General features: G+C 68.3%; 11 protein-coding genes. 4 read left to right on the top strand and 7 right to left on the bottom strand.

The window, feature by feature from the left end; genetic code table 11:
• Window positions 1–192: 192 nt before the first annotated feature.
• Window positions 193–894 (bottom strand): ribose-5-phosphate isomerase RpiA, encoded by a 702-nt coding sequence (gene rpiA, locus Q8O26_RS07320; RefSeq protein ID WP_305574837.1) that lies wholly within the window; start codon window positions 892–894, stop codon window positions 193–195.
• 175 nt (window positions 895–1,069) lie between these two features.
• On the opposite strand from rpiA, the gene Q8O26_RS07315 reads away from it, so the two are divergent.
• Window positions 1,070–1,867 (top strand): MipA/OmpV family protein, encoded by a 798-nt coding sequence (locus Q8O26_RS07315; protein WP_305574850.1) that lies wholly within the window; start codon window positions 1,070–1,072, stop codon window positions 1,865–1,867.
• A 33-nt stretch (window positions 1,868–1,900) separates the two neighbouring features.
• On the opposite strand, the gene Q8O26_RS07310 is transcribed toward Q8O26_RS07315, so the two are convergent.
• The gene (locus tag Q8O26_RS07310) at window positions 1,901–3,640 is read right to left on the bottom strand and encodes an NAD+ synthase (protein WP_305574849.1); all 1,740 of its coding nucleotides are present in this window, start codon (window positions 3,638–3,640) and stop codon (window positions 1,901–1,903) included.
• A gap of 196 nt (window positions 3,641–3,836) precedes the next feature.
• On the opposite strand from Q8O26_RS07310, the gene Q8O26_RS07305 reads away from it, so the two are divergent.
• On the top strand, window positions 3,837–4,700 hold the full coding sequence (locus tag Q8O26_RS07305; protein WP_305574836.1) for an outer membrane protein: 864 nt from the start codon (window positions 3,837–3,839) through the stop codon (window positions 4,698–4,700).
• Window positions 4,701–4,781: 81 nt separating this feature from the next.
• Here Q8O26_RS07305 and Q8O26_RS07300 read toward each other — a convergent pair whose 3' ends face one another.
• A complete protein-coding gene (locus Q8O26_RS07300; RefSeq protein WP_305574835.1) occupies window positions 4,782–6,167 on the bottom strand; it encodes a class II 3-deoxy-7-phosphoheptulonate synthase in 1,386 nt (461 codons plus the stop codon).
• Between the two features lie 257 nt (window positions 6,168–6,424).
• Here Q8O26_RS07300 and Q8O26_RS07295 point away from each other — a divergent pair, with 257 nt between their 5' ends.
• A complete protein-coding gene (locus tag Q8O26_RS07295) occupies window positions 6,425–7,918 on the top strand; it encodes a hypothetical protein (RefSeq protein WP_305574834.1) in 1,494 nt (497 codons plus the stop codon).
• Window positions 7,919–8,012: 94 nt separating this feature from the next.
• On the opposite strand, the gene Q8O26_RS07290 is transcribed toward Q8O26_RS07295, so the two are convergent.
• Together Q8O26_RS07290 and Q8O26_RS07285 are read right to left on the bottom strand one after the other, a co-directional pair.
• Entirely contained in the window at window positions 8,013–8,966 is a 954-nt protein-coding gene (locus Q8O26_RS07290) for an MBL fold metallo-hydrolase (RefSeq protein WP_305574833.1), read from the bottom strand.
• Between the two features lie 40 nt (window positions 8,967–9,006).
• The gene (locus tag Q8O26_RS07285; protein ID WP_305574832.1) at window positions 9,007–10,020 is read right to left on the bottom strand and encodes a fumarylacetoacetate hydrolase family protein; all 1,014 of its coding nucleotides are present in this window, start codon (window positions 10,018–10,020) and stop codon (window positions 9,007–9,009) included.
• A 235-nt stretch (window positions 10,021–10,255) separates the two neighbouring features.
• On the opposite strand from Q8O26_RS07285, the gene Q8O26_RS07280 reads away from it, so the two are divergent.
• A complete protein-coding gene (locus tag Q8O26_RS07280; RefSeq protein ID WP_305574831.1) occupies window positions 10,256–10,765 on the top strand; it encodes a MarR family winged helix-turn-helix transcriptional regulator in 510 nt (169 codons plus the stop codon).
• A gap of 12 nt (window positions 10,766–10,777) precedes the next feature.
• Here Q8O26_RS07280 and Q8O26_RS07275 read toward each other — a convergent pair whose 3' ends face one another.
• Both Q8O26_RS07275 and Q8O26_RS07270 read right to left on the bottom strand, forming a co-directional pair.
• The gene (locus tag Q8O26_RS07275; protein ID WP_305574830.1) at window positions 10,778–11,587 is read right to left on the bottom strand and encodes an alpha/beta fold hydrolase; all 810 of its coding nucleotides are present in this window, start codon (window positions 11,585–11,587) and stop codon (window positions 10,778–10,780) included.
• Complete coding sequence (locus tag Q8O26_RS07270) at window positions 11,584–13,083, bottom strand: long-chain fatty acid--CoA ligase (RefSeq protein ID WP_305574829.1); 1,500 nt, start codon at window positions 13,081–13,083, stop codon at window positions 11,584–11,586. Before Q8O26_RS07270 ends, Q8O26_RS07275 begins: the two co-directional genes overlap by 4 nt.
• Between the last annotated feature and the right edge of the window lie 39 nt (window positions 13,084–13,122).

Here is a 13,122-nt window from a genome sequence, read left to right as displayed (position 1 = left end):
GAGGGCGCCGGCGCGGCGGCGGCAGCCTGCGGCGCGGCCTGGGCGAGGGGCGCCGCCGGCCTCTGGGTCTGCGCCACGGCGGCGGTCGCGATGAGGGCGCAGGCCGCCAGGGCTGCTGCAAGCGAACGGACGAACATCGGGATCACTCCTCGGGAAGTCTTGAGGCCGCGCCTGACCGAGGCGGCTCGAATGTCAAACACGTCCTACGACCTCTGCACCGCCAGGGGAAGCGATGATCGCGATGGACGCCAGACCAATGAACAGGCCGTGCTCGACCACACCGGGCACGGAGTGAAGGCGGGAGCCGAGCGTGGGGGGATCGGGGATTCGCGCACAGGCCGCATCGAGGATCATGTGCCCGCCGTCCGTGACGAAAACATGGCCGTCAGCCTTGCGGCGCAGCGTCAGGGGGCCGGCGCAGCCGCAGGCTTCGAGAACCCGGGCGACGGCGCGTTCGGTGGCGGCGAGACCGAAGGCGTTCACCTCGATCGGCAGCGGGAAGCGCCCGAGCGTGTCGACGCGCTTGGACGCGTCGGCGATGACGATCATGCGGGCCGAGGCGGCGGCGACGATCTTCTCGCGCAGCAGCGCACCGCCGCCGCCCTTGATCAGGTCGAGGGCGGGGTTGATCTCGTCGGCGCCGTCGATGGTGATGTCGAGTTCGGGCGTCTCGTCCAGCGTCGTCAGCGGCACGCCGAGGCGCTCGGCCTGGGCGCGGGTGACCTCGGAGGTCGGAACACCGACGACCTTCAGCCCCTCCTTGATGCGCTCTGCCAGCAGGTCGACGAAATGCTTCGCCGTCGAGCCGGTGCCGAGGCCGAGGCGCATGCCGTCCTCGACGTATGTCAGGGCCCTGGCGGCGGCGTCACGCTTGAGGGCTTCGGGATCGGTCATGGCGAGCGGCCTCGATCTGGTCTTGCCAGCCGTCGCAGTAGCCCGGCGGCGCGGCGAGGTCCAGCCTGTGCGGCGTGCGGGCGCAGGATCCGGTGAAGGCGGGCAGGCGTATGGACTTCCCGTTAACCCCGCTCGACTACCTTCGGTTCACCCTCTTCAGGCGTACCCCGTGTCCATGCTGTCCCGTATTCTCATCGCCTCGGCGGCCCTCGGCCTCGCCACTCTGCCCGCAGCGTCCCAGAGCCTGCCTGAAGCCGCCCGTGGCTGGACGGTCACGCTGGGTGGCACCGTCACCGCCGTGCCCCTGTGGATGGGGTCGAGCCGGCTCGGGCCGATGATCCTGCCGCGCCTCTCGCTCCGGGCTCCTGGCGCGCCGGAGCGCTTCTCCTCCTTCGACGACGGCATCGCGCCCGCTATCGTCGATCTCGGCTGGCTGCGCGTCGGGCCGAACCTCACCCTGATGGGTGCACGCCGGGCGCGCGACGATGCAAGGCTCACCGGCCTCGCCAATGTCGGCTTCACCATCGAGGCCGGCGCCTTTGCCGAGCTGTTCCCCGTCGAGTGGCTGCGGCTGCGCGCGGCGGTGCGCCACGGCATCGGCGGTCATGCCGCGCTGGTCGGCAATGCCGGGGCGGATATCATCTGGCGGCCGGCACCGCGCTGGACCATCTCCGCCGGCCCGCGCTCGTTCTTCGGGAGCGACCGCTACGCGTCGACCTATTTCTCCGTCTCGGCGCCGGAGAGCATCGCCTCGGGGCTCGCCGCCTTCCAGGCGCGCGGCGGCCTGATGAAATATGGCGCGGTGGCCCAGGTCGCCTATCGCTTCGATGCCGGCTGGACCGTCACCGGCTTTGCGGCCTATGACCGGCTCGCCGGGAGCGCGGCGGCCGCTCCCCTTGTCACCCAACGTGGCAACGTCAACCAGTTCACTGTCGGCACCAGCGTTACCTATTCCTTCACTCTGGGGCAGTAGGGCCGCTGCGGAGGAGACGCGCGAGGTGGGCCGTCAGAAGTCCACGACGTCGAGCTTCGGCATGGCGGTGGGGTTGACCACGGTCATGTCGGGCACCGGCAGCGGCTCGCCGGAATCACGGAACCGGTTGACGATGGGGTAGCGTCGGTCGCGGCCGAAGTTGCGCGCCGTCACCTTGACGCCGGGGGCGGCCTGGCGACGCTTGTATTCGGCGATGCCCAGCAGCCGCTCGACCTTTTTGACGGTCTCGGCCTCGTAGCCCTCGGCGACGATGGAGGCGACGGAGGCCTCGCGCTCCACCAGCCGCTCCAGGATGGCGTCGAGCACATCATAGGGCGGCAGCGAGTCCTGGTCCTTCTGGTTCTCCCGCAGTTCGGCGGTCGGCGGCTTGACGATGATGTTGACCGGAATGACCTCGCCGTCGGGCCCGAGGGCGCCGGCCGGCTTCCAGCGGTTGCGCAAGGCCGAGAGACGGAAGACCTCGGATTTGTAGAGATCCTTCACCGGATTGTAGCCGCCGTTCATGTCGCCATAGATGGTGGCGTAGCCGACCGACATCTCGCTCTTGTTCCCCGTCGTCACCACCATGGCGCCGAACTTGTTGGAGATGGACATGAGGATGGTGCCGCGGGCGCGGCTCTGCAGGTTTTCCTCGGTAATGTCGCGGCTGGTGCCGGCGAAGAGCGGGGCGAGGCTCGCCTCCAGCCCCTCGACCGCCGCGGCGATGGGCACGATGTCGTAGCGCACGCCGAGGGCCCTGGCGCATTCGAAGGCGTCCTTCAGGGAATCCTCCGACGTGTAGCGGTAGGGCAGCATCACGCAGTGGACACGCTCGGGTCCCAGCGCATCGACCGCCATGGCGGCACAGATGGCCGAGTCGATGCCGCCGGAAAGGCCGAGCACCACGCCGGGAAAGCGGTTCTTCTCGACGTAGTCGCGCAGGCCGAGGACACAGGCCGCGTAATTGGCCTCGTCGCCGCTGTCGTGCCCGTGGATGGGGCCGGAGAGGCGCCAGGTGCCGTCCGTCTTCGTCGCCTGGACGAGGGCGATGGCCTCGGTGAAGGCGGGCAGCTGCATGGCGAGGCTGTGGTCGGCGTTCACTGCGAGGGAAGCGCCGTCGAAGACCAGTTCGTCCTGCCCGCCGATCTGGTTGACATAGAGCAGCGGCAGGCCACTCTCGCCGATGCGCGCGACGATGGTGCTCATGCGCTCGTCATAGACGCTCTCGCGGTAGGGCGAGCCGTTGGGGACGATCAGCAGTTCGGCCCCGGTCTCGGACAGGGTCTCGACGACCTCCTCGCCCCAGATGTCCTCGCAGATGGGGACGCCGATGCGCACGCCGCGCACATTGACGGGACCCGGCAGGGGACCCGGCGCGAAGACGCGCTTCTCGTCGAAGACCGAATAGTTGGGCAGGTCGACCTTGAAGCGAATGGCCTGGATCAGGCCGGCATCGGCATGGACGACGGCATTGAACACCCGGCCACCCTCGGCCCAGGGGGTGGTGACGAGCAGGGCGGGGCCGCCGTCGGCCGTGTCGCGGGCCAGAGCCTCCGTCGCCTGACGGCAGGCGGCCTGGAAGGCCGGTTTGAGCACGAGATCCTCCGGCGGATAGCCAGAGATGAAGAGTTCGGAGAAGACGAGCAGGTCGGCATTGGCCGCCGCAGCGTCGGCGCGGGCCGCGCGGGCCCGGGCGAGATTGCCGGCGACGTCGCCCATCACGGGGTTGAGCTGGGCCACGGCGATGAGCAGCGAGGAGGGCGTCTTTGTCATGAGCGAGATGTAACGCGCGGGCCGGCGGTTCTCAATGCGTCCGCGGCAGGGCGGTCCATCGGCAAGCGCGGTGATCGGATCGCCCGGCGTGACATTGTCGATGTCGTTGCGCTTAACCGGGCGGTAACCTTGATGATTCATGAATGGTCGCCATCGAGATCGGCTTCAGACAGCCGAGGCTCACGAGGAGGCCGGCATGACGGCGCGTTCGACATTGACGACGGGTTTGGCAGCGCTGGTGATGACGCTGGCCATGACGGTGACCGGCCAGGCGGCAGACATGGCGCTCAGGGGGTCGTTGCCGGCCCATGACGATTCAGCTCCGAACTGGACGGGCTTCTACGGCGGTGTCCAGGGCGGCATCGGCAGCATGACGGCGGACACGCAGGCCATGGCGCGGCGCGAAGCGGAGCGCCTGCTCAACGGCCTCTACTATCTGAATCCCCCGTCGGGGGTCGCCGCGCCGACCTTCATCAACGTGGACCCTGTCCGGGGAACCCCCGTGATGTTCGGCGTCTTCGCCGGCTATCAGGCGCAGTTCGAGGACGCGGTGATCGGCTTCGAATTCGATTACAACCGCATCGCCAGCGGTGGCGGCGGTGCACGCACATGGACCCAGCCCTTCGCCGTCCTTTATGCGCAGACCGGCTTCACGGACGCCTTTTCGCAGAGCACGACGGTCAGGGCATCGCTGACGGACTATTTCACCGCCCGCATGAGGGCCGGCTGGGCCTATGGCCGGGTCATGCCCTACATGACCGCCGGCCTTGCCATCGCCCGCGGCAATACGTCGGTCTCCTATCGTGCCGGTTATCAGCGGATCGACACGGACGCGGCCGACGCCGTCGACTGGACGCAGGCCTATGGCGATCTCGTGAACTCGACCCGGTCCTCGAACGGCGTCATCGGCTTCGGCTTCGCGCTCGGCACCGGTGTCGAGGCGCTGATCACCAACAACATCTTCGTCCGTGCCGAATACCAGTTCCTGCGCATCCCCTCGATGGGCGGCGTGCCCGTCACGCTGCATGCGGTGCGCGCCGGCGTCGGCATCAAGTACTGAACCTCCCGACCTTCACGAAAAAGGCCCGCCCCGGTGAACGGAGCGGGCCTTTTTTGTCGTCGGGCGTGATGCGAAGGCGGCCTATTCGGCGGCCTCGCGCACGACGGGCGCGCGGTTGAGCCGCTGGCGCTTCAGCATCTCCGCCACCTTGAACGAGACCTCCAGCGCCTGTTCGGCGTTGAGCCGCGGATCACAATAGGTGTGATAGCGGTCGGAGAGGTCGAGATCGGTGATCGCTGCGCGGCCGCCGGTGCATTCGGTGACGTTCTTGCCGGTCATTTCCAGGTGGATGCCGCCGGCATAGGTGCCCTCGGCCTCATGAATGGCGAAGAACCGCTCGATCTCGCCCATGACCAGGTCGAAGGGGCGGGTCTTGTAGCCGTTGGCCGCCTTGATCGTGTTGCCGTGCATGGGATCGCAGGACCAGACCACGGTGCGCCCCTCGCGCTCGACGGCACGGATGAGGGCGGGAAGGTGCTTCTCGACCTTGTCGGCGCCGAAGCGGCAGATCAGCGTGATGCGGCCGGCCTTGTCCTCGGGGTTGAGCACGTCGATGAGCTTCAGGAGGCCGTCGGCATCGAGGCTCGGACCGCACTTGAACGCGATCGGGTTCTTGATGCCGCGGAAATACTCGACATGGCCGTGGTCCGGCTGGCGGGTGCGGTCGCCGATCCACAGCATGTGCCCGGAGGTCGCATACCAGTCGCCGGAAGTGGAATCGACGCGGGTGAGCGCCTCCTCGTAGCCGAGCAGCAGCGCCTCGTGGCTCGTGTAGAGCTCCGTGGTGCGCATTTCCGGATGGGCTTCCGGATCGATGCCGCAGGCCCGCATGAAATCGAGGGCCTCCTCGATGCGCTCCGCCAGATGCCTGTACTTGTCGTTGGCCGGCGTGTCCTTGACGAAGCCGAGCATCCACTTCATCGCGTTGTCGAGATTGGCATAGCCACCATAGGCGAAGGCGCGCAGCAGGTTCAGGGTCGCCGCCGACTGCCGGTAGGCCATGGCCTGACGCATCGGATCCGGCTCGCGGGATTCCGGCGTGAAGGCGATGTCGTTGATGATGTCGCCGCGATAGGAGGGCAGCGTCACGCCGTCGATGGTCTCGGTATCGGCCGAGCGCGGCTTGGCGAACTGGCCGGCGACGCGGCCGACCTTCACCACCGGCATGCCGCCGGCATAGGTCATCACCACGGCCATCTGCAGGAAGGCGCGGAAGAAGTCGCGGATATTGTCGGCGCCGTGCTCGGCGAAGCTCTCGGCGCAGTCGCCGCCCTGCAGCAGGAAGGCCTCGCCCTTTGCGACTTTCGCGAGGGACTTCTTGAGATTGCGCGCCTCACCCGCAAAAACCAGCGGCGGAAAGCCCGACAGACGCTTCTCAACCTCCGCGAGGGCCGCCTGGTCCTGATAGACCGGCACCTGCAGGATCGGTTTCGACCGCCAGCTCGACGGGCTCCAACGCTCGCCCATGATCTCGTATCCTCTCGACGACCTCACGCGAAAATCGCTTCGCGCGGAAAAGTGATCCCGTCCTCGCGGTCAGCACCGAACAAGGGCAGGGATCGGCGTTTATACACGACAGGACGCGAAGGGGCGAGCCGGTCGAACAGGCGCCAGCGCGGCGGGCTTCTGCCATGCCGTGCTGCGTGCCGGCGCGTCGGCTTGGCGCGTTGCTTTGCCGCGTTCCCTCATGTACCCCGCTTTTCGGCCCTGACACGAGGCTCGACATGACCCGCACCCTGCGAAGCGCCCTTCTTTCGGCGGTCGCCGCATCGACGCTCTTCCTTTCGCTCCCGGTTCGGGCCCAGGCGCCCCACGGCATCGAAGTGTCGGTCGACGAGGCTGCCTGCCTCGCCGCTCCCGCACCGGCCTGCACGGCCGAACTGGCGCTGAAGGCGGCGTCGGCCGAGCCGGAGGGTTGGGCGGCGACGGCGGCCTTCGAGGCCTTCCTGCAGAGCGATCCCGATCCCGCCGCGCGCGACCGCTGGATGGCCCGCTACGAGGCTTGGGCGCGGGTGGCGACGGTCGACGGGATCAAGGAGCGCATCGTGCCGGTGCGGGCCGAGCATCTCGCCCGCAAGGGGGACTTCGCCGGCGCCTATCGCGAGCTCGGGCTCGACCAGCCGCAGCCTTCCGCCCTGTCGGAGCCCTCGATCCTCATTCTCGACGAGGCGCGTGCCGGCCGCATCGCCGATGCCCTGCCGCGTATCGACCGGCTGGTGGAGAACGACAGTCGCGACGAGTTGCGCCTCGAGATCCTGGAAATCGCCATCGCCCGCGAGCCGGCACTGGCCGACACCGTGGCCGGCCAGATCAAGGACCGCTATACCCGCCGGATGGCGCAGGCCCTGCAGTCCGGCGGCCGCGGCGACATGGCCATCGCCCGGACCATCGACGAATGGGCCCGCGGCGCGCGCGCCAACCAGACGGCGCCCTTCGACGATCCCGAGACGGCACGCCGCGACAGCTGGGACATGGTCCTGCGCGGCGCGATCGCCGCGAACAACATTGACGGCTTCCGCAAGGCGCTGGCCGCCCGCCCGCCCTTCAACACGGCGGCCGATGCGGAATCGGCGAGCCGCATGCTGCGCGTCCTCATGCGTGAGGGCCGCGCCGACTGGATCCGCGCCTTCGGGCCGGCTCTGAAGCTCCCCGAGGACGAGACGGTGTCAGTCGACGAGGATATCGGTCCGATGCGCAGCCTCGCTGCCGACAAGCTCGTCTCCGTGGCGGAATCGGCGGAGGTGACCGGCAAGGTGCGCGGCACCATCGTCGACACGGCGGTGGAGATGCTGGTGGCGCGCGGCGCCGTCCCGGAAGCGCGCGAGCTGTTCGTCAGGCTCGGCCGCATCGACGAACTGAACCGGGTCACCTTCGAGCAGGAGCGCATCGGCGTCGTCTTCGAGACGCTCTGGCGCGCCATCGTCGGGCGCGGTCCGAAGGAGGCGAGCGACGCCGTGGCCGCCCGTATCACCTCGGAAGGGGCCAAGGCCTATATCGCCCGCGTCGCGGGGCTGGAAGCGCGGATGCGCGCGATCGCCGCCGGCGACAAGGGCGAGGAACCGGCCGATGACGAATGGGCGATCATGCTCGACATCGCCGTCGCATCGGGCGATGCCGGCCTGATGACGCGCATCGCCGCGGCGATGAAGGATCCCGGGTTGCGCTCCACCGCCTTCGTCCAGGTGACGAAGAACATCTGGGAGCGGGCGGGCCGATAGCCTTCCCGCCCAATCGCCTCGCCATGCTCCGCCGTCACCCTCCACTGGCTGCCCGCCATGGCGCGACGAGGGCAGCGCAAGTCCGCGTCCGGGCCTAGCCCTGCAGGCTGGCCCACATCTCGCGGTCGCGCTGGTCGGTCCAGATGACCGGCCAGGCGATGCCGCTCGCCTCGTCATAGGCACGCGAGACGTTGAAGGGCAGGCAATGCTCGTAGATCGCGAAGGACGCGAATTTCGGGTCCATCGCCGTGCGGCAGGCATCGAAAGCCTGTTTCAGCGACATCCCCTTCGCCACGCTGTCGGCGACTGAGCCGTAGAGCGTCGACAGGAAGTCGCGCGTCAGCCGAATGCCGTCCGCCACCATGGCCGGTGTCGTCAGCGCCGCGCCGCGGCCCGGCACGACGGCCTTCGGCGCCAGTGCCTCGATGGCGTCGAGTGTCTTCGGCCAATCCTGGAAATGAGCGTCGCCGCAATAGCAGGCGGAGTGGTATTCGACGAGATCGCCGGTGAAGGCGACGCCGGCATCCGGCACCCAGGCGACCGTGTCGCCCGCCGTGTGGCCGCGGCCGAGATGCATGAGCGTCACGGCGCGCTTGCCGAGCCAGACCGTCATTTCCCGCTCGAAGGTGACATGGGGCCAGGTCAGACCCGGCGGGATGGATTCGGCGCCGGGGAAGAGACGGGGGAACCGCCCGATCTCGCTCGCCTTGTCCTGCTCGCCGCGCTCGACGATGAGGCCGCGCGTAGCGTCGGAGGCGATGATGGTGGCGCCCTCATAGGCCGAGGCGCCGAGGACGCGGACCGCGTGATAATGCGACAGCAGCACGAAGCGGATCGGCTTGTCGGTCACCGAACGCACCCGCGCGATGACGTCCGCGGCCATTGCCGGGGTCGCCTGCGCATCGATCACCATGCAGCAGTCGTCGCCGACGATGATACCCGAATTGGGGTCACCCTCGGCGGTATAGGCGAAGAGCCCCTTGCCCAGCTCGTCGAAGGAGATGGTCTTGGGGCCGAGGTCGGCGGTGGACGCGAAAGACTTGGACATGGGAGGCCTTTTTGCGGGTGCGATCGTCGCGCCCCGTCGTTCAACTATGGTGCTTGCGCACGATCTGGTCGATGGCGCCGAAGATCGAATGGCCGGCGGCATCCTTCATCTCGATGCGGACGGCATCGCCGAAGCGCATGAACGGTGTCTTCGCGGCGCCGTCGCGGATGGTCTCGACCGTGCGCATCTCGGCGATGCAGACATAGCCGAGGCCGCCCTCGCCGACCGGCTTGCCAGGGCCGCCATCCTCGTCGCGGTTGGAGACCGTGCCCGAACCGACGATGGTGCCGGCCGAAAGGGCGCGGGTCTTTGCGGCATGGGCGATGAGGGTGCCGAAGTCGAAGGTCATGTCGATGCCGGCCTGGGGCCGACCGAAGGGCTCGCCGTTGAAATAGGCGAGGAGCGGCAGATGCAGCTTGCCCTCGATCCAGGCGCTGCCGAGTTCGTCGGGCGTGACGGCGACCGGCGAAAACGCGGTCGAGGGCTTCGACTGGAAGAAGCCGAACCCCTTGGCGAGTTCCGGCGCGATGAGATTCCTCAGGCTGACGTCGTTGGCGATCATGACGAGGCGGACGAGGCCGCGCGCCTCCGCCGGGGTCACGCCCATGGGGACGTCGTCGGTGACCACCGCCACCTCGCCCTCGAAGTCGATGCCATGGGCCTCGTCGGGGAGCGCGATGGGATCGCGGGGCCCGAGAAACGTATCGGACCCGCCCTGATACATCAGCGGGTCGGTCCAGAAGGCGGGCATCATCTCAGCCCCGCGCGCCTGGCGTACCAGCGCCACGTGATTCACATAGGCCGAGCCGTCGGCCCATTGATAGGCGCGGGGCAGGGGGCTCGCACAATCGTGCTCATGGAAGCGGAAAGAGGGGACCGAACCGAGTTCCAGCTGCTCGGCCAGATCCTCCAGACGGGGGGACAGCCGGCTCCAGTCGTCGAGAGCCCCCTGCAGGGTCGATACAACCGGAAAGGCATCGGTCGCTCGGGTCAGGTCTCTGGAGACCACGACGAGACGGCCGTCGCGACCGTGCTTGAGTGAGGCGAGCTTCATGGCACTTCTTCCCGGAAAATAGGGTTCTTCGTCCGGTCTCGAGCGGCCGGTATGGCATCAAAGCCTGTTGGCGCGGGCTTGACCAGCCACTTGGACAAAGTCGCCACCTCAGCGAGTTGTCTTATCTTTGTCGCGTTGCGAAATGGTTCGCCAGGCGATACGATATATCGATAGGATGCAAGCGATTCCTTGCCGAAGCAATTTTTGAATTGACGCTCTTCCATAGGGAGCACACATGGACGCCCGTGTTGCGGATAAGTCCTCGATGTCCGATGTCAAGCTTGAGCTGGATTCGTTCCTGCCCTATCGGCTGAACGTGCTCGCCAACGTGGTCAGCCAGGCGCTTTCGGGGATTTATGCCGAGCGCTACGGGCTCGGTATCCCCGAATGGCGGGTCATCGCAACGCTGGGTCAGTTCGGGTCGGTCACGGCCAAGGACATCGGAATTCACTCCCACATGCACAAGACCAAGGTCTCGCGCGCCGTCGCAAGTCTGATGCGGCGACGGCTGGTGCAGCGCCGGATCAACCGCCAGGATCTGCGGGAGGCCTTCCTGTCCCTGTCCCGCGAAGGGCAGATCGTCTATTCCGACCTGGTGCCGGTCGCCCAGCGGTTCGCTGCCGATCTGAGCGAGGGGTTCTCGCCGCACGAGCGCGACCAACTGGACGACCTGCTTACCCGCCTGACCGAGCGCAGTCTGCGGCTGCTGGCGGGTGCGGATGTTTCCCAGCCCGTATCGGATTGACGGCGACCATTCTCACAGAAGGTCGGCGAACCGGGCGACGGCCGCGTTGAAGGCCGCCGGCTCCTCGATATGGGGCGCATGGCCTGCGCCCTCGATGATCACCGTCTGACCCTGCGGCGCAGCAGCGGCGATCCAGCCGGCGACGGCCGGGCTGTAGAGCCGGCTGCGGGCACTGGCGATCGCCAGCACGGGAACCTGCAGGCTTGCGATCGTGGCGCGATGGTCGGCCAGCACGAGGGAGCGCCAGAGCGCCGCCATGACGGCGGGGTCGCGGGTCACGATCCTCTCCGTGGCGCGGCGGATCAGGGCGGCGCTGGCCTCGCGGTCGGCGGCGAACATCGCGCGGGCGATCCGGGGGGCATAGAGCGGCCAGTTGCCCTCCATACGGTCGGCGGCTGCGAGGGCATCGCCGATCTCCTGTCCACCGGCGAGGCCGTAGGGCCAGTCGGAGGCGTTGGCGACCTTCGGCGTCATGTCGACGATGACCAGCCCGGCGATACCGGCCGTGCCGCGGCGGGCGATGTGTTCGAGGGCGACCGTCGCGCCCATCGACCAGCCTACGAGGATCGCCGGGGCGAGGCCGGCCTCGCCGAGCAGGCCGTCGAGAGCGTCGGCGAGACCCGCCATGGTCGGCGGCGTATGGCCGATCGGCATTTCGCCGTGGCCTGGCTGGTCCGGTACCAGGACCCGGAAACCCCCGGCGGCGAGCGCCGCCTGTGCCGAGAAGAAGGACCGGTCGACCGACCAGCCGTGCAGGAAGACCAGCGGGCGTCCCGTGCCGATGTCGGTGAGTGCGGCGGGCGGCACATGCAGGGCCGTCATCCGCCGTCACCGGCAACGAGAGTACGCAGGACGTGCTTCTGGATCTTCCCGGCGGCCGTACGCGGAAAGTCCGTCACGATGGTGATGTGCCGCGGAACCTTGTAGCCGGCTAGATGAAGGCGCGCGTGGGTGCGGATCTCGTCTGCGGCGGTGGCCGCGCCAGGGCGCAGGAGGATGACCGCATGGCCGACCTCGCCCCAGACGGGATCTCCGACGCCGAGAACCGCCGCTTCCAGCACAGCGGGATGGGCGTGCAGGACATTTTCGATCTCGGCGGGAAAGACGTTCTCCCCGCCCGAGATGAACATGTCCTTGATGCGGTCGACGACATAGTAGTAGCCGTCGGAATCCTGCCGCCCGATATCCCCCGAGCGCAGCCAGCCGCCGGGCGCGAAGGCCCTGGCGGTCGCCTCCGGCTGGTTGAAGTAGCCGGGCGTGATGCCGGGTCCGCGGAACAGCATTTCGCCGGCTTCACCGGGAGCCACGGCGTCGTCCTTGAAATCGACGAGCCGGACCTCCGCCAGGATCTGCGGCTTGCCGACCGAGCCAATCTTCGTCGCCGCATGGGCGGGGTCCATCAGAAACAGTGTCGGGCCGGTTTCCGTCATGCCCATGCCGTTGCAGACGGTGACGCCGCGGCGGCCGAAGGCGCGCAGCAGCGGCTCCGGGATCGGCGCTCCGCCGCACCCCCAGTGGCGGACGCAGGAAAAATCCGTGGTCTCGAAGTCCGGATGCAGGCTGAGCGCCTGGTAGACGGCCGGCACGCCGAAGAACAGAGAGATCCGGCCCCGGCCGATGAGATCGACGACCGTGTCGGTGTCGAATTTCGGGATGATGCGGGATGCGCCACCGGCGATGAAGAGCGGTAGGGCGTGCAGGTTGATGCCGGCGGTGTGAAACAGCGGGAGATAGTTCAGAGTGTCGTCGCCGGCCCCCATCCCCGTCGCCTGCTGGATGTTCACGGCATTGGCGAGCGCCATGCCGGGCGTCTGGATGACCGCCTTCGGCCGCCCGGTGGTGCCCGATGTGTAGAGCAGGTACCAGATCCGATCGATCTCCCACGGCGGCGCCGCTGCGGCCGGAGCGAAGGCCGCGCTGCCGACCTCGTAGTCGGCGAGGGGCAGGATGGGGACCTGCCCGGAGAGCGCGCGTGCCAGCGGTTCGGTCGCTGCATCCGCGACCAGCAGTTTCGCGCCGCAATCGGCGAGGATCGGGCCGAGTTCCGCCGGCGTCAGCCGCCAGTTCAGCGGCACCAGAATGAGCCTCGCCCTGGCGCAGGCGAACAGCAGTTCGAAGAAGGTCGCATTGTTGTGGCAGAGGACGGCGAGCCGGTCGCCGGCGACGAGGCCCTGGCCGGCGAAAAAGGCCGCGCCGCGCCCTGCACCCGCGTCCATCGCCGCGAAGGTCACCGTGCGGCCGCTGCCGACCTCCTCGAAGGCGATCGCGTCCGGGCTCAGCTCGGCGCGGCGGCGGCAGAGGTCGGGCAGCGTCTTCATGCGAACCTCGCGTCGAGCCGGACCATGGCGGCGGCCGTG

Source organism: Phreatobacter sp. (assembly GCF_030691135.1).
GTDB lineage: Bacteria > Pseudomonadota > Alphaproteobacteria > Rhizobiales > Phreatobacteraceae > Phreatobacter.
The sequence above is the reverse complement of the archived record's forward strand: the minus strand, read 5'-3'. Positions and strand labels throughout refer to the sequence as shown.

Excerpts from the sequence above, each read along its gene's own strand:
- Q8O26_RS07285 (WP_305574832.1), bottom strand. The coding sequence starts at position 10,020 with ATGAAGCTCGCCTCACTCAAGCACGGTCGCGACGGCCGTCTCGTCGTG.
- Q8O26_RS07300 (WP_305574835.1), bottom strand. The coding sequence starts at position 6,167 with ATGGGCGAGCGTTGGAGCCCGTCGAGCTGGCGGTCGAAACCGATCCTG.
- Q8O26_RS07295 (WP_305574834.1), top strand. The coding sequence starts at position 6,425 with ATGACCCGCACCCTGCGAAGCGCCCTTCTTTCGGCGGTCGCCGCATCG.
- Q8O26_RS07275 (WP_305574830.1), bottom strand. The coding sequence starts at position 11,587 with ATGACGGCCCTGCATGTGCCGCCCGCCGCACTCACCGACATCGGCACG.
- Q8O26_RS07315 (WP_305574850.1), top strand. The coding sequence starts at position 1,070 with ATGCTGTCCCGTATTCTCATCGCCTCGGCGGCCCTCGGCCTCGCCACT.
- rpiA (WP_305574837.1), bottom strand. The coding sequence starts at position 894 with ATGACCGATCCCGAAGCCCTCAAGCGTGACGCCGCCGCCAGGGCCCTG.
- Q8O26_RS07270 (WP_305574829.1), bottom strand. The coding sequence starts at position 13,083 with ATGAAGACGCTGCCCGACCTCTGCCGCCGCCGCGCCGAGCTGAGCCCG.
- Q8O26_RS07280 (WP_305574831.1), top strand. The coding sequence starts at position 10,256 with ATGGACGCCCGTGTTGCGGATAAGTCCTCGATGTCCGATGTCAAGCTT.
- Q8O26_RS07310 (WP_305574849.1), bottom strand. The coding sequence starts at position 3,640 with ATGACAAAGACGCCCTCCTCGCTGCTCATCGCCGTGGCCCAGCTCAAC.
- Q8O26_RS07305 (WP_305574836.1), top strand. The coding sequence starts at position 3,837 with ATGACGGCGCGTTCGACATTGACGACGGGTTTGGCAGCGCTGGTGATG.
- Q8O26_RS07290 (WP_305574833.1), bottom strand. The coding sequence starts at position 8,966 with ATGTCCAAGTCTTTCGCGTCCACCGCCGACCTCGGCCCCAAGACCATC.